Source organism: Rhodoferax sp., from assembly GCF_018780565.1.
Lineage (GTDB): Bacteria > Pseudomonadota > Gammaproteobacteria > Burkholderiales > Burkholderiaceae_C > Rhodoferax.
In genome coordinates, this window is sequence record NZ_JADMJN010000007.1 from 156,336 (window position 1) to 177,644 (window position 21,309).

Here is a 21,309-nt window from a genome sequence, read left to right on the forward strand (position 1 = left end):
AGATAAATATGAAACTACTGAAATTTCAACCGATCACAACTGGGGAGTTGCTGTTCCAATTTATTTTACGAGAACTTTATCAAACGCGCAGTTTGATCGAAATTCAAAGCTTGAGTATTTTGGCAATTGGGGGGCGTACAGACTTCTTCGCTGAATACTTTCTTGGTATCAGCGCAATGAACACTCTAACGCGGTGTATCAAGAAGTCAGAGCGGGTACGAAGCATGGAAGACGAAGCTTATCGCCACCCTCTCATGGTCTCCTATATTCAGCAATCACTCGGAATGGCCAGACAGGGAGATGATGTAATTGATCAACTCGCCAGACTATCGTTGCAAGCGGCAGCTGACTCGAAGCGACCCATCAAGGACTCCGTAAAGAAGACGATACGGAACGGTCTGAATGAGCTGCCCTGTTACCTCTGCGGTGGAATGTGTCAACGCAATGCTGACGATGAAAAAGAGGGGCTCGAGTACGAACATATCTGGCCCTCCAGTTTCGGTGGCAATAGTGTCATAGATAACTTATTGCCTGCTTGCTGGGCATGTAACAAGGCAAAAGACGACATGCTTCTATGGCACACGGGACATCTATTTTCATTCGTCCTTAAACCAGATCCCTCGCAGGAGGAGCTTAAATCGATCTCTAGAAGGGAGAAGATTGCGAATCATCTGCGGAGGATATTTGACAAGGCATGTGAGGATCGGATATCCCTAAAGACCGCCTCCACTATTGTCGGCCCTGCGGATATGAGTGCAATCTACGCGATTGACCCGACTGATGCGATAGATTTTCAAAACTTTGAATTTAGGTGATCTCAATGGAATACCCCTGCATAGCATTCTCACAGCGTCCCAATGACGCAACAGCACCCAAATTTTGCATTTTTCAAGCTCCTGCCGGAGAAATTCAAAGCTGGACAACAATCCCAACGCTCTCCCCTGAAGATTCTGGCGGGGTACAGAGAGCAAAAAATGATTTCAAAGTCAAGTCTATCTTCAAGTTTCTACAGGAGGATGCGAGAAACACCATTCCGACGGCAATAGTAATTACTCTCGCGGCAGGAGCCTATCAATTGGATATCCCTGCGGGGTCAACGGGTGCGGGCAAGATCATTCTCGATCCTGCCAACAAGGCTTCCGCATTTGTGGTGGACGGACAGCATCGACTTTATGGTTTGAATTTGTTTAACGCAGCCACCGCCGTACCCATCGTTGCAATCCTGGATGCAACGAACGAGGAAAAGGCGTTTCAATTTATTGTCATTAACAATAAGGTTTCAAAGGTTGCGACTGACCATATTCGAGCGCTTTCAATCAATTTCACCGACCCCGGCGGCAATCAGGATCTAGAAAATAGACTAAGATCCGCCCGATTGTCATTGAGCCGCAACGTGGGGTACGTCGGATTGGCAGATGAAACCGCTGATAGCCCATTTATGGGGATGGTTGCCCTCCCGGGCAAACCAGCCGCTGAAATTAGAGTAGTTGTACCGGCTGCAATTGAATCCGGCATCGCGTATATTCAATCTAAGAAGTTTCGTCAGCTTGCGGACGATGAGTCCTCTTACGAATTTTTCATGGCCATATGGTCTACCATAAAATCGTCATGGCCGAATGCGTTTTCGAAGGATAGCAAACTGCTAAGTAAAGTTGGTTTGGCAACAATGACACGTTACGTCACTGACGCTATTGATTTTCTTGCTACATACAGTGATCAGCAAGTTAATATTTCCAACGCAGACGACGTATCCAAAGCCGTGGAGCGTATTCTTTCATTGCAAAGCGCTGACTTCTGGTTATGCGAATGGACAATGGCAATCTCCGACACTAAGGGTGTCCGAGACGAGATCGAAAGCGCATTGAAAAGTATCCAACAAAACATGCGCGACAAGGAGTCTTGGTCCAGCGAGGTCCGCCTCGTCAAATCAAAAGGGGGAGGCATTTAGACGAAGCGCTGGTTCAGCCGTGCACTAACCATCAACCTACTCGTGCGCGATCACATAGCATATTAGTTGCTGGCAACTCCGAGGGATTCCGCCATTTCAACAAGTAAGTCGTTTTCACGCCTGCTCACAAGGTACGACAGCCCTCTGTGCACGTGCAGCACAAAGGTCAGCCGTACAGCCTCTTCGGTGACCCGTTTTCCTTCAGAAAGCAGACGAACAACCAGAAGATTGTGATACAGCGCGTCCTGGCCGCCCGTCAACGTGCGCCAGTCGATTTCGATACCACCTCCAAAGCTGAAATTTTCCTCGGGAGGAACCGATGGGTTCGCAAGAGAGATGCACAAGGCGTGGCGACAGATCGCATTATTGTGCTCAATACCCGTTCTGCGTTTGAGGGTGGCCAACTGGTTCCGAGCGGCTGCGTTTAGTTTTATACGTTCCATCATGCCACCTCACTCGGTAATAAAGTATGGATCGACGTGCGCCCAGTCGCGTCGTCAAAGTCGAGTGTGTATTCAGCATTCGTAAATGGCTTGAGCGCCTCATACGCCAGGCCATCGACTTCCTGATCCGTTGACAGGACCACGACCTGATGCGACACGGTCGCAAAAAATCGTTTGATAAGTGCAGACCGATGTTGCTGATCAAGGCGCGCCAGGGGGGTATCGACAACCACTGGAAAGCGACCTTTCCGCTCCTTGATCAATGCGCTGAGCACAGCGATCGCAAGCAATTGCCGCTCACCGGCAGACAGTCGGTCCATCGGGAGTTCCTGGTGTTTGCCATCCTCTATGGAAACCCGGTAAGTAATTGGATCAACCAGCACCTTCGCTACCAGGTTGCGTTTGCGTAGAAGATTTCGAAACTCGGTGGTAATCATTTCTGACAGCCACTGGGCCTTGGATGCCAACAATCGATCCTTGAATACCATTAAAGTTCTTCTCGCGCGACTCGACGCATCTAAGCTCTTTGACTCCAATGAATGATCTCGGAACTCTGTGCCCAGCCGCTCCTGCGCGGCGTTCAATCTCACGCGCACATGAGTGAGGTGGCTCTGCACCTCTTCTACACGCTGGGTAATACTGGCCAAAAGGGACTCAGAGGAGGATGCTGATTTCGAACGGTCCTGCAAAGCCTTGAGGATTCCCCCGATCTGTTCTTCCGCCGGAATCTGCCCGATGTGCTGCTCCGCCCGATCCAGCTCGGCCTGCGTCTTCTGCAACACGTCGAGTTCATTGCGCAAGCGCAGCTTGCCGTCCTGCAGTTGCCGCTCGATGTCCTTTGGTGCTGCATCTTGCAGCGGAGCACTCCCTGCAGGCCGAACGGCGTTGTAGGCCCGCAAATCGTCGGAAAGCGCCTTACGAACGACCTCTATTGCTGATTTCGAGACCGAAGCATTCAGCGCTGAAACTACACGCTGATCCCGTTTTTTTAACTCCAGACCCAGAAGTTTCGAGTTGCGCACGTGTTGATCCTGATCCCAGGCGCTACGGTACTGCAGCCAAAGCTTGGGGAGCCATGCGATTGGAAGTACTGGATCAGACATTGCTTCGGCCAGGCTGACACGCGCCGCTTCCGCGTCGCGTTTGCTTGCTACGACGATATTGCGAATGCTCGCCGCCTGTTCGTAAGCAGCAAGTCCCCGGCGCTGTGCATCAGCAGTGAACTTATCAAGTATCACTTGCGCATGCTCGGCGACGTTTTTTGCGGCGGCCTGTTCCTGGGTCAGCATCTGGAGCTTGTCTTCCAGCTCCTTGACTTGCGCTTCCCAGGAGCTCACATTGGCACGTGCTTCCTCAAACTCCGATGAAGTATTCTTATTCTTCAGCGCAGCGCGACGCTCAAGCGCTTTTAGATCATTCCCGAGTGATTCGATACCGCCAATGCCGAGAAATACTTCCGTTGCCCTCTTGAGCAATTCAGGCAGACGCTCTGGGTTCGCCAAGGCCTCAATTTTCTCGCCATCGAATAGAAAAAGCTGGACCAGTTCGGCAGGAAGGATGGATTCAATGAATTCCTCCCACGACTGTGAGAACTCCAGGTCTTTGCTGCCGCCTTCGTAGATCGTCAGCTCTTCCCGCAAATCATCAACTTTCCGGTGCCACTCGCGCCGCACGATGAGTTGGCGGCGCGAGCCCCCGATTTCAACGGTCACGCCGATTTCAACTACCGCGTTGCCGATGGCATCCTTACGGTGCAAACCGAGCAGCAACTGCTCATATTCGGACCGACGCGAACCGCTGAGGGCTCTATGGCCGTACAAGCCAATCTGCAAAGCAGTCAACAGCGTCGTCTTGCCACTACCGTTAAGCGCTTTGACAAGAATGACTGGGCGGGCACCGCTTATGTTCAGATTGAGGATTTGCCGCTCGCGAAAGGGGCCGAGGTTCTCAATCGAGATATCTGATATTGTTATTTTTGCCATGAATCAAGCAATTGATGCGTTCGCGTCCGAAGCGTCTCCGTCAGGCTCCTTGGAAGAAGTGGAGAGCGCAAATTCGAGAGCTTCGCTCTCGTTACGGAATGCATAGCGGTGAAGGACTTCTTCCAGTCGATCCAGGTGTTTGGATCGTTTGTGTGATTCGATGGTCTGAAATTGCACAGCCAGAAGACTTCTAGTCAGTTTGTAAAGCTCGCTGGAAGCTTCGGGATCAACCTCTTCGGCCACACTTTCCAATAGGTTCAAATCCGTGGTGTCAAGAGGCGCCTGTTCAAGTTCCTTGCCCGGGTAGCTAACGTCAAAGACTTCGGTGTAGATCCGCGGTACGAGATCTTCTATTTCGCCCTTATCTTCAACCCAAAGACGACGAATCTCGTCCAGCTCTTCAATGGAAATCAGTTCTATCAACTGCGTCCCTTGCTTCTGGTCAGCGTTACGAACAACCCGTTGTGTCAACAAAAGTTCGCGGAGCAATTTGGCCCGATGTTCCTGCGTATACGGACCATGCACAAGGTCACCATGAAAAACGGTTAGCTTGCCGTTCATGCGACGAAAATCCCGCACCGAACGATCCTCGATAGCCAAGTGCTTGTTGCGAAAGTCCAGAATGGGCTGCATCCACTGCTTCTGCTCGTCGTTCTGGATCATGGCTTGCATGGACTTGTCTTGCGACACCATGGTACAGACGTAGCACCCGAAGCGACTATCGCCGCAACTTGGGGTGGATGTGTCAACAACGATCGGGCATTCCGCATCAGGTGTCGCACCACGGTAGATGCTGAACAGTTCTTGGTTGTCAATACCCCAAGGGTTGACCTGTGTGACCAGGTACTCCCAAACATCGTCGCTAGACCAGCTTTCGATGGGTGGATAGACCCAGACACGAGAAAGACGGGGGTCCTTGTTTTTACTTAGACGAGCGCGCGTGCTTTCCTTGTACTGATCCATCACTTTGTCCCGCACCTGGCTCTCGCCCCGACGCTGGCCCAACACTAAGATCGCCTCGCCGTTGTTCTCGGACAGCTCTTGGATAAACTTCGTCGAAGCGCTAATTTTTAGACGATCAGTGCACCACCGGAACTTGGGTCGTGGTGCCGGATAGCCCCTACCGATTAAATTGACCCAAAACCGGTTTTCTACTGATGGCGTGAGCCGGTGCGCAGTGATGGGTAGCCCCTGCTGCTTCGCGGAAATGCCGATCCGCAGCAAGGATGTCTCGACCCATGCCGCAATGACCGGATTCTCCACCAGCGTATCCGTGCTGATTACATGAACGGGCTTGACGCGTTGCTCCGGGGAAAGCGATGCAATAGCTGTCCACAGCAATTGCAATGACGCTGTCGAATCTTTACCACCGCTGTAACCAACGATCCAGGGGATTGTGTCGGACAGATACAGATCTCGTATCTCATCCACGATTTGTTCAAAGGGGGTGCTCATATTCGTTTTCGTTCAGTGCTCCGTCGAGGGCCACGTGCAGACGCCCAAGCGGCTTCGGCTGTACTCTCTTCAGGCGTTAGTTTGAGACCCAAGACGCGCTTAATCTCGTTGCACGTCAATGTGATGTTTTGGCCTGACTTGGCCATGCCCCCGCCAACCATGGCCCGACCTTCCCATGTGGCCGCGTTCTTTCGCGACCAATCCACATTTCGAAGGCGTTTGAGACGTTTCGTACGTTCTGCCTCTGGCAACAAATACAAAGCGCGTCCAGCACGCCCCATAGCTTGGAGCACGATGGCATGCGAATGAATGAAATCCCTTCGAAGCTCACCCGAGGTCATCTTCGACTGACGCACGTAAGTCCATTCTGGAATTTGATCTCCGACGGATTCCCAGAACTCCAGACATTTCTTACTGGCGGCTTGGAAGTCTTCCAGCTCCTTCTCGGTCAACAGCTCCGACGTTGCGAAATTGACGGCACTCAAAGTGAAAAGTTTGCGCGAACGCGGGGACAACGACGAACGCTCTGTTTCAATCAGATTCTTGAATACTGACGATGTGAGGCTCAGATGTCGCGCAAGACTCGCGGCGGCACTTCGATGGTCATAGAGAACGCCCAATGAGGCGGATGGCTTGACAGCGTAACGATTGAGGTCAGCAAACATCTGCTGGCAGCGCTCCAACCCACGGTCTAAGAAAAATACGACAGCTATCGTTTCCTCACCCAGTTCAGGCGCTGTCTCCAACGCATGAACGATCGCTGCCCGACGGTGCTGTCCGTCGTTAACAATGAACTTCGCGTCCATGGACACCGTCAACGCACCCATGCGAAAATTAGCCGGACCATCGGCACCCACAGGGTCGAAGCTGATTGTGCCATCTATGGAAACGGTAATGGCCGAGAAAGTGTAGCTGGCCTTGTTTTCGATGATGTAGCGAGCGATGTCCGGGACGCGCGCTTTGTTCAACGTCCGTTGGGCGCGCAACTCCGGCACCAGTTCTTCTTCGTCGAAGGAGAACAGGCGCGGCAACAGGCGAAGCGGGCACATGGAGACGTAATATTCACGCCCCGCTTGCACCCCACGAATCGCCGGAAATACATAAGAAAAAGTTTCAGACATTGATAGGGAAGTCTATCATGTTTGTATGGTGATACACAAACGTACGCTATCACAACCAGCACATGATCCAACTGCGCACGGAAGGTGACCAAGAGCACCTCTTAAACCGTGCAAATTACTCTCAGCGATCTCGGTCCCCAGCTCAACCAATATCCATAACTTCCATGCATCGCCCCCCCGGCTCGCGGGCGTTGCCCCGCATCTCACGCCGAGTAGCGGCCATCCGACTTTGATTACTGGCACCGTCAACAGCTTGCTTCCCAGGGTTGGTAAGTCCAGTGTTACGGTTGGACAAGTCGGCTGTCTTCAGGCTTAGCCGCCCGCCCCCGAGCGCAATCGCGACGCCTTAGCTTTCAGCGCATTGAAGCCCCGATCCCGCAGGATGAACAACTCCAGCATATGCGGGATCAGCGCAACGGCGTCGACCGGTTCGCCGTAGGTCTGTGTATGCAGCGCAGCATAGCGCTCCAGATCAATCTTCAATGTGGTGGTCAGCGCAATGGTCAGTTTTACAGTCTCGGTCTTCGGCAGTGGCCCCAGCCGCAATTTGTCGACAGGCGCGTTCATTGCGACGCCCCCCTCACAAAGAACAACGGCTGATAAGGCCGCAAAATCAGATCCTTGCTCACCATCACCCGCATCGGAAACCCAGGCCGAATCGTCAGCGTCGGCTGAATGCTCATATTCCGTTTTGTGATCTCCTGACCAACCTGATTCACCGTGTCCTGCGCGCCCTGGCGCACGGCAATGACCACCTTGCCATCAGTTCCGCTGCGGTCCGGTGCCGCCAGTTCAGCGCCGACACCAAGCAACGTCGACAGCGCTGCGCCCGCAAGAATCCGGTCCCAGTGCCAATCAACACCATCCTCCAGCCCGGCATAACCCGCCGGATCAATGCCCGGCAAGCGGTCAAGCGCAATCGACGAGGTGTCGGGCAGGATCAACCGCGTCCACACCAGCAACACCCGCCGCTGCCCGAATGACACCTGACTGTCATAACGCCCAATCAATCTTGACCCCTGCGGAATCAGCAGATAACGCCCCGTGGCCGTGTCGTAGACCGCCTCCGTCACATTGGCGATGACCTGCCCCGGCAGGTCAGAGTTGATGCCCGTCACCAGCGCAGCTGGAATGACCGTGCCCGCCATCACCTGGTAAGGCGAGACCGGCATCTGCAGGCTGGCCGGATTGCGCGTAGCCGTGTCACCCGCATTCGCAACAAAGGCTGCCTTCTGCTCCTGCCGGTTCTGCGCGGCAGTCGGGTCGGCCTGCTGTGTCGTGGCAGTCGTCGACCCCATCGGATTGAACGGCTGATTGCCCGACATCGATGCGGACGGACTGCCAGCCGCAGCTGAAGTCACAGCCGTTGCCGCCTTCGCGCCATTCCCACTGCTGCGGAAGAACACCGTAGAGCGCGCCGCGTCCTCCGCATCACGCAGCTGCGTCAAACGATCCGCATGTGCTGGATCGTTGTACGCCGCCGATACGTTCGCCTGGCGCTGCCGTTCTGCGCTGAGGATGGCCGGCCCCAGATCACCCGGCAACGGTTCCCCCAAGACAGGTATGGCGGGTTTGACAGGCACCGGTATCTTCGAATAATCCTTGGGCAACTGGTCCAGACTCTCGGCCCGTGAGACGCGGTCCACGTTGTACAACTCGGCTGCCGGGTTGCGTTCACGCTTATGCGACTGCAGCGACCACAAAGTACCTCCAAGCACGGCGGCGGCCAGCATGCCCGCGCCAAGCGCCAGCATGCGTCGGTTCAACCGGACCACTGGACGCGGCGGCGCACGCAAGGTCATGGTGTCTGGATCAACCTTCGGCGGCACCGGCGTGTCAGCCTGCGGTGTGGCGGGCGTACTCATGCTCAGTTCCTCCGTGCCGCACTGGCAACCCCATCGGTGCGCTCAATACGCACCATCTGAGCATTGTCTGCGCCGAGTCGCAGTTCGGCAGCACCAAACAGCCGATCCACCACGTAATACGGTGAACGGAAACGGTAGTTCACCAACTGTCCATCACCCTGCGACCCAATCACGAACAGTGGCGGCAACTCGCCCTGCGCGATGCCAGTGGGAAACTGAATGTACACCCGCTGCCCGTCATCAAAGGCCCGCAGCGGCTTCCACGGCGGACTGTCGCCCGTGATGGCATAGCGAAACTTGATCTGCTCCAGCGACAGGCCGGAATCTACCGACGTGGCCGCTTGAGCCTGCTGCGCCTGCTTCTGCAAGGCCAGCATCCGGTCCTTCGGGTAGTCCCAGGACACTGAAGCCATCCAGGCCTGCGGCGTTGAGGACAGCTCCAGCAGGTACATGCGCCTGTTCGTAGTGATGACCAGATTGGTCTTCAAACCGGTACGCGTGGGTTTCACGAGAACGGTCACGCGCAAATTGGCCCCTGAGCCACTGACCGTATCACCAACCACCCAGCGCACCGTATCTCCAGCCGAAACGGTCACGAGTTCCTCGCCCTCCTGCAGCGCGACGACAGTAACCCGGCCCGGGCTTGTGTAGACCTGGTACAGCGCGCCATCGGCGTAGGGCCACACCTGGATGGCATTGACGTAGCCCTCCCGGCTGGGTGCCACGCGCGCTTCCAGATTGGCGCGTGCGACACGGACTTTTTCATCGATGGATTCCGGTGCGACCTTCGCCTCAGCTTCTATTGAGAGCGACTTCAACTGTGCAGGTAGCGCCAGCGGTTCAGACAGCGTCACCACTTCGATAGGCTTGGGTGCGTCCGGCAGCAGTTGCGCGGCAACGGGCTCATCCAGCGTGATGACGGGCGGCGGCTTGCCGTGCGTGGCGCAGCCGGTGATAGTCGCCAAGGTGACGACCATCACCAACGGCAAAGCGCAAATACGAATTCGTGTCTTCATGGTTTTACTCCTTGTGTCGCTTCGAGTTCACGGCTCCAGGACAGGCCGTTGACATAAATGCCTAGTGGATTGCGGCGCAAGCGCTCTTCCGTGCGGGGCGGTTGCAGCACCACCGATACCACCGCTGTCCAGCGCTCGGTGCCCGAGGGCGCACCATTCGCATAACTGCGCTCGATCCAGCGCATCTGGAACGAAGAATCACTGGCCCGAACCACGCTGGTCACTTCCACCGAGACAGAGTTCTGCCCGATGCGGGCAAACGGATCATTGGCTCGCGCGTAATCGTTCAGCGTCGCCGCACCCTTGTCCGTGGTGTATTCATAGGCTTCGAGCCAGTTCTGTCGCACCACGATGGGATCGATCGACAGCGAGCGCACGTCGGTGACAAAGCGCGCCAGGTGATAGGCAATCTGCGCATCATTCGGTTTGTACGGCGTGGCCGCTTCGCCGACTGCACGCACCTGCCCCGCGCTGTCCACCTCGACAACATAGGGTGTCACGATGGACTGTGCGGAGCGCCAGACCAGTCCACCGGCCATCAGCAAAGCCAGGCTCAAGCAACCGAAAGCCATTAGCCGCCAATTCTTGGCCTGCACGCGGGCGCTACCGATGCGGTTGTCCCAGACTTGCGCTGCAGCCTGATACGGGGTGACGGGCTCGGGCGTGTCCGAGTAGCGCACCTGGGGTCGTTTGAATAGCATTTAGATCTCCTCAATGATTGGAGTCGTCGCGCAGGCTCGGACTGGCACCACCCCCGCCGTGGTCACCAGAGCGCAGGGTGTGGGCAGCGGTAGATATCCCGTGTGAGAGCCGCTGGTTGCGTTGCAGGCGTTTCGCCCACGCCGGAGCGGGAGGTGGCGTGTCTGGCGTCGTTGCATTCGCGGCAGTGCTGGCACCCGCGGCTGATACTGGCTCAGCCTCCCCGGCTACCGCCGATGCAACGCGATCCTTGACGGCCTTGGCCCCAGCCGCGACGCGCTGGCCGACGGCGCTCGCACCCGTCTTCGCCACATTGGCCAGACCCGCACCCGCAGCGCGCACACCACTGCCGCCTGATGCGGCGGCACCTGCCTGGTAGGCTGACTTCGCACCACTGGCCATCGTGCTTGCGGAGCGAGTGGCACTGGCGCCACCGCCAATGGCAGCACGTGCCGCACCCGGCACCATGCGGGCACCAGCGGCTACGGCCGCACCGCCTGAGGCAATCGCCGCACCACCTGCCACGACCAGACCCGCGGCACCGAGCGCGGTTCCCGCCGCCGCACCTGCGCCCAACTGCGGCGCGCCCGATACCAATCCGGTCGCAATGCCAGGACCAAAAATACCCAAACCCAGCAGCGTGAGTGAAGCCAGCATGATGACCAACGCATGGTCAATCGAAGGTTCCGTTCCTGGTGGTGTCTGGAACTCCGCAAACAAGCCCGAGCCGATGCCAACGATCACGGCCAGCACCAGCACCTTGATCCCCGACGACACCACGTTGCCCAGCACCCGCTCGGCCAGAAACGCAGTCTTGTTCCACAAGGCAAAAGGCACTAGCACAAAACCCGCCAGCGTCGTCAGCTTGAACTCGATCAGCGTCACAAACAGCTGAACCGCCAGCACGAAGAAACTCACAATCACCACCAACCAGGCCAGGAACAGCACGGTGATGACATCCAGGTTGGCGAACACTTCTGGAAAACCCGTCAGGTCGCTGATCTGCACCATAATGGGCCGTCCCGCATCCACGCCGGCTTGCGCCAGCCGTCCCGGCTGCAGCAACTGCGCCTGGGTCATCGACGAACCAGACGCCACCAGTCCAAGTCCTGCAAAGGAACGGAACAGGATGCCTGCCAGATTGTTGAAGTTGCCGATGATGAAAGCAAAGGCGCCGACATACAGCACCTTCTTGACCAGCTTGGCGATCACGTCGTCGCCACCCCCACTGGCATGGCTCATAGCCCAGAACAGACCGGCGAGCGTCATGTCAATTCCGACCAGCGTGGCAGTCAGAAACGCCACCTCGCCATGCAGCAGGCCAAAACCGGAATCGATGTAGCGTGAGAAGACGTCCAGAAAACGGTCGATGACCGACAGATCGTTCATGACGGTTCACTCTTGGCTCTGGCCGGTGGCGTCGGTGACGGCACGGGATCGCTTGCATACGGCGACTTGCCACCGCCCATGAAGCGACGCCGCGTGGCCTCGGACACCGCAGCGCAGACGGCATCCCCCACCTTGGCATGGTCGGCCTTGCATTGGGCTCGAAGTGCTTTCAGGCGCTCAGGATTCGCAACCAGTGATTCAACCGTGTCGGTCGGTGCCGATTTTCCACAAGCCGCCATCAGCGATACCGACAACGCAAGCGCAATGATCAGAAGCTGCTTCATGGTGGTCCTTTTAGTTGCTGTAAAAGTTGACCGTGTACGGGGTGTAAGGCGTGCCCTCCCCCTGGAAGCGCCGACGCACCTCTCGCGCGCGCTCCTGCACCGCCACCTGCCGCGCCTGCTCCAGGGCGGTGGCACGGTCCTGCGTGATCTGGAGCTGCTGCGCCTGGATGGTTTGGCGCGACTGCAGGGCCAGCAGCTGGTTGGTTGCCTGCATGGCCTGCAAAGCACCGACGGCGGACTGGCTGCGGTTCACCAGGTCCGTCAGGGTTTGCTCGTCGGATGCAAAGTTCTGCACCGCCTGTGACTGCACCTTGGTGGCGGTACGCAGCGCTTCCAGCGAATTGCGCCAGCGTTGGCGCGCGTCCAGCGCCATCTGACTGCCGGAGGTGGACGCGGAATATGCATTGGGGTAGAGCCGGGTAAATTCCGATTCCATCTGCGACACATTGAAAGCCAGGCCCTGAGCCTGCCCGATCAGCTGGTTCGTCGCGGCCAAGGCGGCACGCAGTTGGGCCAACGCACTGAAGTTCAAGCCCGTCAGGTTCTTGGCCTGATTCATCAGCATCTGCGCCTCGTTCTGCAACTGCCGGATCTGGTTGTTGATCTGCTCCAGGGTATGGGCGGCCGTCATGATGTTTTGCACCAGGTTCGTCGGATCAAACACGATGTCGCCAACGCCAAAAAGCGCGTGTGCCGGCGGTGCGATGCCGAGGGCGAGCGCGCCGGCGGCAGCCAGGGCAGCCATGCGGGGTTTGAGGAAAGATGTGCGGTTCATGGCGATTTCTCCTGCGTGGTTGAGGAAGGGGACGGAAACGACGGGATCAGGTCCGCGGCCCAATCGAGGCCGCAATGGCGCAGCCAGGCGGTGGCAAAGTCCGCAGGTGACCCCGAGGCCGCTACGGCATTGCACACAGCATCCATGGCGCGCTGGTCCTCGGGCTTGGCAGCAGCGGCAAACGCCAGGGACACCGGTCCAAGTCCCAATTCAAAGACCCGGTTTCCGAGCCGTGACTGGTAGTAGTAATCCCGTTTGGGCTGCGCCTGCGCGACGATGTCGATCTGCCGGCTGTTGAGTCCGAAGCCTTCGTAGATGACCCTGATCTGCGGTTCGGTTGCTTGCGAATTCGGCAGGAAGATGCGGCTCGCGCAACTCTCGATGATGGCCGGGGCTATTGCCGAGTCCTTGATGTCCGCCAGCGATTGCGTGGCAAAGATCACCGACACATTCTTCTTGCGCAAGGTCTTCAACCACTGGCGGATGCGGGATGCAAACACCGGGTCGTCCAGAAACAACCAGGCCTCATCCAGAATCAACAGCGTCGGCGCCCCGTCGAAGCGTTCTTCGAAACGCGCAAACAGGTAACCCAGAACCGCCAGCATCGCTGCCTTGCTGTGCATCAGCTCTTCCATCTCAAAGCCCTGGACGTCGGCGGAACCCAGGCGGTCTGAATCCGCATCCAGCAGCTTGCCGTGGGCGCCACCCAGCACATAGGGCTGCAGGGCTTGGCGCAAGGCGTTGGACTGCAGCAGTACCGACAGGCCAGTCATGGTGCGCTGGTTGACCGGCGCACTGGCCAGACTGTTCAAAGCCGACCAGACTGCGTCCTTCTCGGCCGGGCCGACGGGGACGCCTTCGTGAATCAAACGCCCTGCGATCCATTGCGTCGCCCAGGCGCGGTAGCCATCCTGGTCGATACGCGCCAGCGGCTGGAAGGCAATAGAACCCTCTGCGCCACCATCGTTACCCAGGTCGTAGTGCTCCCCGCCCAGTCCGAGGATAGTCGCGCGAATCGAGCGCCCCATATCAAAGGCCAGAATGCGCGAACCTGGATAGCGGCGGAACTGCATGGCCAAAGTCGCCAGCAGCACCGACTTGCCCATGCCAATGGGGCCCACCACCAGCGTATTGCCCACGTCGCCGATGTGCGTGACCAGCCGGAACGGTGTCGCGCCGTCGGTGCGCGTCACGATCAGCGGCGGCCCGTCCAGGTGCGCATTGCGCTCCTGCCCAGCCCACACAGCGGACACCGGCATCATGTGTGCCAGGTTCAAGGTCGAGACGATGGGCTGGCGCACGTTGGCATAGGCATGTCCCGGAATCGACGACAGCCAGGCATCCACTGCATTCAAAGTCTCGGGGATCGTCACGAAACCCCGGCTCTGGATGGTGCGCTCCAACGCACGCAGCTTCTCGTCGGCGGCGGTAGCATGCGCGTCCAGTACCGTGACCGTCGCCGTAACGTAGCCGAACGACACCTGGTCGCTCCCCAGTTCCTGCAGGGCCGCATCGGCATCGCTCGCCTTGTTCGACGCGTCGGAATCGACCAGCGGGCTCTCCTGTTGGAAGACGGTCTCGCGCAACAACGCCACGATATTCTTGCGCTTGGCAAACCACTGACGCCGCAAGCGGCCCAGTTCGCGTTCGGCTTCGGCCTTGTCCAGACACAGGAAGCGCGTGCTCCAACGGTAGGCAAAGCCCAGCCGGTTCAAGTCATCCAGAAGGCCGGGCCAGGTCGAGGTCGGAAAGCCGCGCACCGACAGCACACGCAGGTGCTGATTCCCAAGGATGGGCGCAAGCCCGCCGCTCAAAGGCTCGTCCGCCAACAACGCATCAAGATGCATCGGAACCTGGGGCACAGCCACCGGATGCCGGCGCGTGGACACACAGCCATGCAGGTAGGTCAGTGTCTGGCCATCGTCCAGCCAAGTGATCTCTGGCATCATCCCTTCGAGCAGACCAAAGAAGCGTTCCGTTTCCGACACGAAGCCTTCCAGTCGCTCCCGCCAATCCACGCCTTCGACCTTGGTGTTCTCGTACAGCAGCTTGGCGGCACGCGCCTGAGACTCCTCAGGTGGCAGGTACAGCAGTGTCAGGTGGTAAGCGCTCTCAAAGTGGCTATCGACCTCTTCAAAAGCCGCCCGGCGCTCTTCATCCACCAGCCAGGACAGCGGCTCCGGGAAAGAGGACTCGGGATAGTCAGCCGCTTCGCGCCGCTCAGCCTCGACAAACAGCGCCCAGCCCGACCCCAACCGACGCAACGCATTGTTCAAACGCGCCGACGTGGCCACCAGTTCGCCCTGCGTCGCGCTGTCCAGGTCCGGCCCCCTGAAACACGCCGTGCGCTGGAACGAACCATCCTTGTTCAACACGACACCCGGTGCGACCAGTCCGGCCCAAGGCAACCAGTCGGCCAGCAAGGTCGGGCGCTTGCGGTATTCAGCGAGGTGCATCATGCTGTGTTCTCCATGGCTTGCCTCACACGTCCAGCAGCACGCGGTGCTTGATGTGCCGCGCAAAGACCTGCATGAACTGCGGGTCCAGACGCGCACCCCAAACCGCCAACAAATGGCCGATGATCCACAGCGCGATCCCCGGCAGCCAGAGCTGCAACCCGAGGCCCACCGCAGCGGCCAGCGTGCCGTTGGCAATCGCCACGGTGCGCGGCGCACCACCCAGCAGGATGGGTTCGGTCAGGGACCGGTGCAGCGGAATCTCAAAACCACTGACAAAGCCCGGCGCGTTTGGAGTGGCAGCGTTCATGCCAGCACCGCTCCACCCGAGAAGCTGAAGAAGGTCAGGAAGAACGACGATGCCGCAAACGCAATCGACAGCCCGAACACAATCTGCACCAGTTTCCGAAAACCCCCGCTGCTGTCGCCAAACGCCAGCGTCAAGCCCGTGGTAATGATGATGATCACCGCCACGATGCGCGCCACCGGTCCCTGGACCGATTCGAGGATGGACTGCAATGGGGCCTCCCACGGCATGTTCGAGCCGGCCGCAAAGGCAGGCAGAGTAACTGCGAGCAATAGCGCACCGATGGCGGCGGCCTGGAAGACTGGTTTTACGGAAATGCGTGAAGTCGTCATGACGGTTCTCCGGTGGTTGGTAAGTTGGTGGTGGAAGAAATAGAGGGAAAAGAAGGCATCAGATCGGTACTGAGCTGGTAGCCGTGGCTGTCTAAGCCGATGACCCGTGCAATCTCCTGCACGCGCCGATACCGGCCACGCCCAGCGATGAAGACGATGACATTGACGGCTTCGGCAATCAGCGCGCGGGGCACCGTGACGGAGACTTCCTGGATCAGTTGCTCCAATCGGACCAGGGCACCGTGAGCCGAACCGGCGTGCACGGTGGCAATGCCACCCGGATGGCCGGTACCCCAGATCTTGATCAGGTCCAGCGCCTCGCCACCCCGCACCTCGCCGACCACCACGCGGTCGGGACGCAGCCGCAACGTGGCGCGCACCAGGTCAGCCATGGTGCTGACACCCGGCTCGGTGCGCATGCAGACATGGTCATCGGATCGGCACTGCAATTCGATCGTGTCTTCGAGGATCATGACCCGGTCGCCGGTATCGGCGATCTCGTCCAGCAGTGCATTGGCCAGCGTGGTCTTGCCGGTGCTGGTGCCACCACATACAACGATGTTGAGCCGCTCGCGCACGGCGGCACGGAGAAACCCCGCCTGCGCCTCGGTCAGAATGCCGTCGGCCACATAGTGGTTCAGCGTCATGATGCGCAGCGCCCGCTTGCGGATGGCAAACGAGGGTGCGCGCACCACCGGTGGCAACACCCCCAGGAAGCGCTCCCCAGTCTCGGGCAATTCGGCCGACAGGATGGGAGAGCCGGCATTCACCTCGGCCCGCACGTGCGCCGCCACCAGGCGGATGATCCGCTCTGCCACGGCTGGTGGCAGTGTCGTCCCGGTCGGGGCTCGGCCTGAACCCAGGCGATCCAGCCACAGGGTGCCATCGGGGTTCAGCAGCACTTCCACGACTTCCGGGTCTTCCAGCGCTGCGGCGATCTCCGGCCCCATGGCCGTGCGCAGCATACGAATGCGACGCTCCAGGGAGACGGCGGCGCTGCCACCGTCCTCCCCGTCCTTATCAGGCTTGCGAATCATTGCTTATCTCCCCTTCCTTGTGTTCCGGTGTGGCGGCCTGCGAAGTCGGGTCATCTGGCGCGACCTCTTCATGGACTTCGCGGACCAGACTGCGCCCGCGCTGGATGTGGCGGGCAAGCTGTTCGACAAACTGGGCATACCGGGCTCGCCCCTGCGCACGGACGGCATCCTGCTGGCCTTCGGGCACGGGCAGCGAGACCGTCAAGAAATAGCGGATGTAAAGCGCCATCGTTTCAATCAGGATCGACTGATCACGCTCCAGCCGGTCGAACTGGCGCGAGAGGCGGTCCAGTCGTTTACCCATGGCCGCCTCGCGCTGGTCGGCCGCATCGGGTGAGAGGAACGAAGCCAGGGCCGCCGCAATCACTGCAGACTTCGACACGCCCTTGTGCGCAGCGAGCTGGTCCAGCCGCTTGGCATGATCGGGCTCGATGAAGATATTGAGACGGGTCCGGCTCATAGCGCAATTCCGTCATCGGGGTCCAATGCTGCCAGTCGCGCATTGCGCTGCATTCTCTGGTCGGCATCCCCAATGTCCTGCCTACCTCGCTTCATGCTCTGCGGCTGCAGCGGCATGTCGTCCTCGTCGTCGAGCACCAGCAGGTCGTCGATGTCCATCAAGGGCTGGGCATCCAACGCAAGGTCCAATTCAGGCTTGAGTTGATGACCTCCCTCGTCGGCAAAGCCACCTGACGGGTTTGCGGTCAAGGCCTCAGACATTGCAGGAATCGCCAATCCACTCCAGTCGTCCGACCGCGCAGTAGGTTTGTCTGCATACCCGTCCAGCGCCAGCACCGGCGGTGCCAGCATCCGCCCCATGAAATTCCGGTCCTGGTAGTAGCGCAGTTTCGCGGCCTTGATGGGTGGGTGACCCGACACCATCACGACTTCCTCATCTGGTGGCAGCTGCATCACTTCGCCGGGTGTCAGCAAGGGGCGCGCAGTCTCCTGCCGCGAGACCATCAGGTGACCCAGCCACGGGGCCAGCCGGTGCCCAGCGTAGTTGCGCTGCGCCCGCAGCTCGGTCGCAGTGCCCAGGGCTTCGGAGATCCGCTTGGCTGTGCGTTCGTCATTGGTCGCGAACGCAATGCGCACGTGGCAGTTGTCCAGGATCGAATGGTTTTGGCCGTAGGCCTTGTCGATCTGGTTCAGGGACTGTGCGATCAGGAAGGCGCGCAGGCCATAACCAGCCATGAAGGCCAGCGCGGACTCGAAAAAGTCCAAACGCCCCAGCGCCGGGAATTCGTCCAGCATTAACAGCAGCTTGTGTTTCCGGGCAATGCCGTCCGACCCATCCAGGGATTCCGTCAGCCGCCGACCGATCTGGTTCAGGATCAAGCGGATCAATGGCTTGGTACGACTGATGTCGGAGGGCGGCACCACCAGGTATAGCGACACCGGGTGCTTAGCCGAGATCAGGTCCGCGATGCGCCAGTCGCAGCGCGAGGTGACTTCGGCCACCGTAGGGTCGCGGTACAAACCCAGGAAACTCATCGCGGTGGAGAGAACACCGGAGCGTTCGTTGTCGCTCTTGTTGAGCACTTCGCGGGCTGCTGAGGCAACGACAGGATGGGTGACATCGCCCAGGTGTCGCGTGGTCATCATCCGGTGCAGCGTGATCTCGAACGGGTTGGCTGGATCGGACAGGAAATTGGCAACGCCGCGCAGGGTTTTATCGTCACTGGCGTAGAGCACGTGCAGGATGGCACCGACCAGCAGGGCATGCGACGTCTTCTCCCAGTGGTTGCGCCGCTCCAGCGCGCCTTCGGGGTCTACCAGGATGTCGGCAATGTTCTGCACGTCGCGCACCTCGTGCATGCCACGCCGGACTTCGAGCAGCGGGTTGTAAGCTGCCGAGCCTGCATCGGTGGGGTTGAACAGCAGGCAGTGGGAGAAGCGCGAGCGCCAGCCAGCGGTCAAGGTCCAGTTCTCGCCCTTGATGTCATGGATGACGGCTGAACCGGGCCAGGACAAGAGCGTTGGCACCACCAGCCCAACACCCTTGCCTGAACGGGTGGGTGCGAAAGCCATCACATGCTCTGGGCCTTCGTGACGAAGGTAGTCACCTTCATTGGTCCGCAACCGACCGAGAAACACGCCGACCGGTTGGGTCAGGCCCGCCGCACGAACCTCTTCAGGATCTGCCCATCGTGCTGAACCGTAGGTTGTGACGCGTTTTGCAAGACGTGAGCGCCAGACGGCCATCGTGATGGCGGCACCGGTTGCGATCAGTCCGCTGGATGCCGCGATGGTGCCACCGCGCAGAAACACATCGGGCGCATAGGCATCATAGAAGTACCACCACTCGAACAGCTTCCACGGCTTATAGATCGGCCAACCGGAAATTTGAAACCACGCAGGCCCGAGTCGCCCTTGGTAGTCAAACTCGCTTGCAGTCCACTGTGTCGCTCCCCATACACCGCCCAAGGCGATGCAGAGCACGACAATGATCTGACCAAATAAGATACCGTTCACCGCCTTAGACATGAAGAGACATCTCCTTTTCAGTTGCATTCCATTGCGTGATCTCCATGTGAAGAACACATGCAAGAGTCTGGAACTGAACCGTCATGCAACACACTCATCGTGGCGTAGCGCAGCGAATACTGGCAGGGACTGGATACCTTATCCCGATATATCTTGGACGTTCACACCGTCACAAGGTGCAGCAATCGAGAGGTTTCCGCCCTCCCTATACGATGCCGTTGAGGCCACTCCGCATGGCACCTGTTTGAAGTGCCAAGACAATCAATGAAAAGTTGTGGCGCAAGGGAGAAGTCCTCGCATCGACAGGGCGCTGTGAAATGTGCCAGAGTCCGTCCTTGCATACCAGAACGGTTTGCTGAGCGATACGAAGCTCCATTTGGTCTTGTCATCCCCCATCCAGCTCATCTGCCAGACATCGCCATCAACCTGTTTTGGCACGCCAAGTTCAACCGCGATCCCGCCAACATGTGGATTCGACAGCTCTTTGTAGAACTCTTTGCCGATAGCGATGGCGATGGCAAGCGATCATCGCCACGTGCTGCACGAAACCAATGAAGTGCAAGTGAGCGGGGCCCCATAGGCACCTCATCTATTCACAACCATGATTCTGCTCATCACTTGCAATGCGTTTACATCTAAGCGGAACGTCTAAAGAATCGTTCACAATCCACAAAGTGTGAATTGGGGTAGCGCCCCCAAGAACTGTCGAAAACATTCTTCTATCATCATGAGTTCTACCTCCGAGCACGCGGTAACAGTTTTGATTTATCGACAGGTCAAACAAGGCTGTGAGGCCGAGTTTGACTGTGTAATGGATCAAATTATTGTCGTTTCGGCATTGTTTAGGGGGCATCTGGATCGGCGCGTTGCCAGTCGAGAACTTCTGCAACCCTTTGGGGTGCGGACCTCAATCATCAAATCCCTAAAGTTGGGATGCCATTATTTTTTCCAAACTTGCATATTAATTTACTAGAAGACGTGTAGCAGGCGAAAATTAAAACGCGAATCCTCTTTCAATCCGTTAGCAACGCTTATATCTTTTCCGTAAGAGAACAGCAATTGGTTGCGTTGATCAACGAAGGTCGAAACTGTAAACATCGTCTTAGTCGTATTTATTTGATCATTCTGATTCACTCCATTGATAGAGGTTTCCCCCCCGATGGAATGAGATAAGCCGAGAGCCAATTTCGTTTCCGGAGTCCACTGATAGCTCAAATATCCTTGAACTTGATAGAGTAGATTTTGATTAAGTGATGTGTCAGCATTCTTTTCGAAGTACATAACATCCCCGGCAAGTTCAATGTCAAATGCATTGCCAATACCATGCATGTAGCCGAGTTGAAGGTCGTACCTAGTACGGTTTTCACCTACGTTCAAAGCCCTATTCTTATCATAGGAGCCGGTCGGAAGGAAGATGTAGGGAGCCACCGCAAATGACTCCCGATCAGCCTTATTGTCGATCAACCACACCGGAGCAACCAAAATCAAATCACCGCTTCCAGAGGCACTTCCCATAGATGACAAATTCCCATCACTTTTCAGTTGGGCATATGGCAGAAGCACCTCCAGAGCTGCGGGATGACCAGCAAATGATGTCCAGTGGACATAACGCAAGATTTCCACATCCGATTGCAGTTGCGCATTGTTGACGGCGGCATTAGAAGTGGTCCGACAAATTTGAACAGTAGGATAAGTGGAAATCCAAGCGATTTT

Annotated in this window: 20 protein-coding genes; 2 read left to right on the forward strand and 18 right to left on the reverse strand. The window is 57.8% G+C overall.

What is annotated here, in order from left to right:
- The first annotated feature begins 8 nt into the window (after positions 1-8).
- The gene (locus IV109_RS11625) at positions 9-815 is read left to right on the forward strand and encodes an HNH endonuclease (protein WP_296696472.1); all 807 of its coding nucleotides are present in this window, start codon (positions 9-11) and stop codon (positions 813-815) included.
- A 5-nt stretch (positions 816-820) separates the two neighbouring features.
- A complete protein-coding gene (locus IV109_RS11630; RefSeq protein WP_296696475.1) occupies positions 821-1,948 on the forward strand; it encodes a DGQHR domain-containing protein in 1,128 nt (375 codons plus the stop codon).
- Positions 1,949-2,010: 62 nt separating this feature from the next.
- Here the strand turns inward: IV109_RS11630 and dndE are convergent, their stop codons facing one another.
- From dndE to IV109_RS11720, 18 genes are all read right to left on the reverse strand, one after another.
- Complete coding sequence (gene dndE / locus IV109_RS11635) at positions 2,011-2,391, reverse strand: DNA sulfur modification protein DndE (RefSeq protein WP_296696480.1); 381 nt, start codon at positions 2,389-2,391, stop codon at positions 2,011-2,013.
- Positions 2,391-4,373: a DNA sulfur modification protein DndD gene (gene dndD / locus IV109_RS11640; protein WP_296696483.1), complete on the reverse strand. Its 1,983-nt coding sequence runs from the start codon at positions 4,371-4,373 to the stop codon at positions 2,391-2,393. Before dndD ends, dndE begins: the two co-directional genes overlap by 1 nt.
- A gap of 3 nt (positions 4,374-4,376) precedes the next feature.
- Entirely contained in the window at positions 4,377-5,828 is a 1,452-nt protein-coding gene (gene dndC, locus IV109_RS11645; RefSeq protein WP_296696488.1) for a DNA phosphorothioation system sulfurtransferase DndC, read from the reverse strand.
- On the reverse strand, positions 5,825-6,949 hold the full coding sequence (gene dndB, locus IV109_RS11650) for a DNA sulfur modification protein DndB (protein ID WP_296696492.1): 1,125 nt from the start codon (positions 6,947-6,949) through the stop codon (positions 5,825-5,827). The genes dndC and dndB overlap by 4 nt, the downstream gene beginning before the upstream one ends.
- 312 nt (positions 6,950-7,261) lie before the next feature.
- Positions 7,262-7,516 carry a DUF2274 domain-containing protein gene (locus IV109_RS11655; protein WP_296696495.1) on the reverse strand — a complete coding sequence of 85 codons (255 nt, stop codon included), beginning with the start codon at positions 7,514-7,516 and terminating at the stop codon, positions 7,262-7,264.
- The gene (locus IV109_RS11660) at positions 7,513-8,814 is read right to left on the reverse strand and encodes a TrbI/VirB10 family protein (protein WP_296696501.1); all 1,302 of its coding nucleotides are present in this window, start codon (positions 8,812-8,814) and stop codon (positions 7,513-7,515) included. The genes IV109_RS11655 and IV109_RS11660 overlap by 4 nt, the downstream gene beginning before the upstream one ends.
- 2 nt (positions 8,815-8,816) lie before the next feature.
- A complete protein-coding gene (gene trbG, locus IV109_RS11665; protein ID WP_296696505.1) occupies positions 8,817-9,830 on the reverse strand; it encodes a P-type conjugative transfer protein TrbG in 1,014 nt (337 codons plus the stop codon).
- Entirely contained in the window at positions 9,827-10,531 is a 705-nt protein-coding gene (trbF, locus tag IV109_RS11670; RefSeq protein WP_296696508.1) for a conjugal transfer protein TrbF, read from the reverse strand. The genes trbG and trbF overlap by 4 nt, the downstream gene beginning before the upstream one ends.
- A gap of 10 nt (positions 10,532-10,541) precedes the next feature.
- Entirely contained in the window at positions 10,542-11,918 is a 1,377-nt protein-coding gene (gene trbL, locus IV109_RS11675; protein WP_296696511.1) for a P-type conjugative transfer protein TrbL, read from the reverse strand.
- Positions 11,915-12,202 (reverse strand): EexN family lipoprotein, encoded by a 288-nt coding sequence (locus IV109_RS11680; RefSeq protein ID WP_296696515.1) that lies wholly within the window; start codon positions 12,200-12,202, stop codon positions 11,915-11,917. The genes trbL and IV109_RS11680 overlap by 4 nt, the downstream gene beginning before the upstream one ends.
- Before the next feature lie 10 nt (positions 12,203-12,212).
- Complete coding sequence (gene trbJ, locus IV109_RS11685) at positions 12,213-12,977, reverse strand: P-type conjugative transfer protein TrbJ (RefSeq protein WP_296696518.1); 765 nt, start codon at positions 12,975-12,977, stop codon at positions 12,213-12,215.
- Entirely contained in the window at positions 12,974-15,436 is a 2,463-nt protein-coding gene (gene trbE, locus IV109_RS11690; RefSeq protein ID WP_296696521.1) for a conjugal transfer protein TrbE, read from the reverse strand. Before trbE ends, trbJ begins: the two co-directional genes overlap by 4 nt.
- A 22-nt stretch (positions 15,437-15,458) precedes the next feature.
- Positions 15,459-15,743, reverse strand: coding sequence for a VirB3 family type IV secretion system protein (locus IV109_RS11695; protein ID WP_296696524.1), 285 nt, complete (start codon positions 15,741-15,743; stop codon positions 15,459-15,461).
- Positions 15,740-16,072, reverse strand: coding sequence for a TrbC/VirB2 family protein (locus tag IV109_RS11700; RefSeq protein ID WP_296696527.1), 333 nt, complete (start codon positions 16,070-16,072; stop codon positions 15,740-15,742). The genes IV109_RS11695 and IV109_RS11700 overlap by 4 nt, the downstream gene beginning before the upstream one ends.
- Positions 16,069-17,109: a P-type conjugative transfer ATPase TrbB gene (trbB, locus tag IV109_RS11705; RefSeq protein WP_296696529.1), complete on the reverse strand. Its 1,041-nt coding sequence runs from the start codon at positions 17,107-17,109 to the stop codon at positions 16,069-16,071. The genes IV109_RS11700 and trbB overlap by 4 nt, the downstream gene beginning before the upstream one ends.
- The gene (locus IV109_RS11710; RefSeq protein ID WP_296696531.1) at positions 17,093-17,569 is read right to left on the reverse strand and encodes a CopG family transcriptional regulator; all 477 of its coding nucleotides are present in this window, start codon (positions 17,567-17,569) and stop codon (positions 17,093-17,095) included. The genes trbB and IV109_RS11710 overlap by 17 nt, the downstream gene beginning before the upstream one ends.
- On the reverse strand, positions 17,566-19,596 hold the full coding sequence (locus IV109_RS11715) for a conjugal transfer protein TraG (protein ID WP_296696534.1): 2,031 nt from the start codon (positions 19,594-19,596) through the stop codon (positions 17,566-17,568). Before IV109_RS11715 ends, IV109_RS11710 begins: the two co-directional genes overlap by 4 nt.
- Positions 19,597-20,565: 969 nt before the next feature.
- Positions 20,566-21,309: transporter (locus tag IV109_RS11720; protein WP_296696536.1), on the reverse strand; the 744-nt coding region annotated here is incomplete at its 5' end.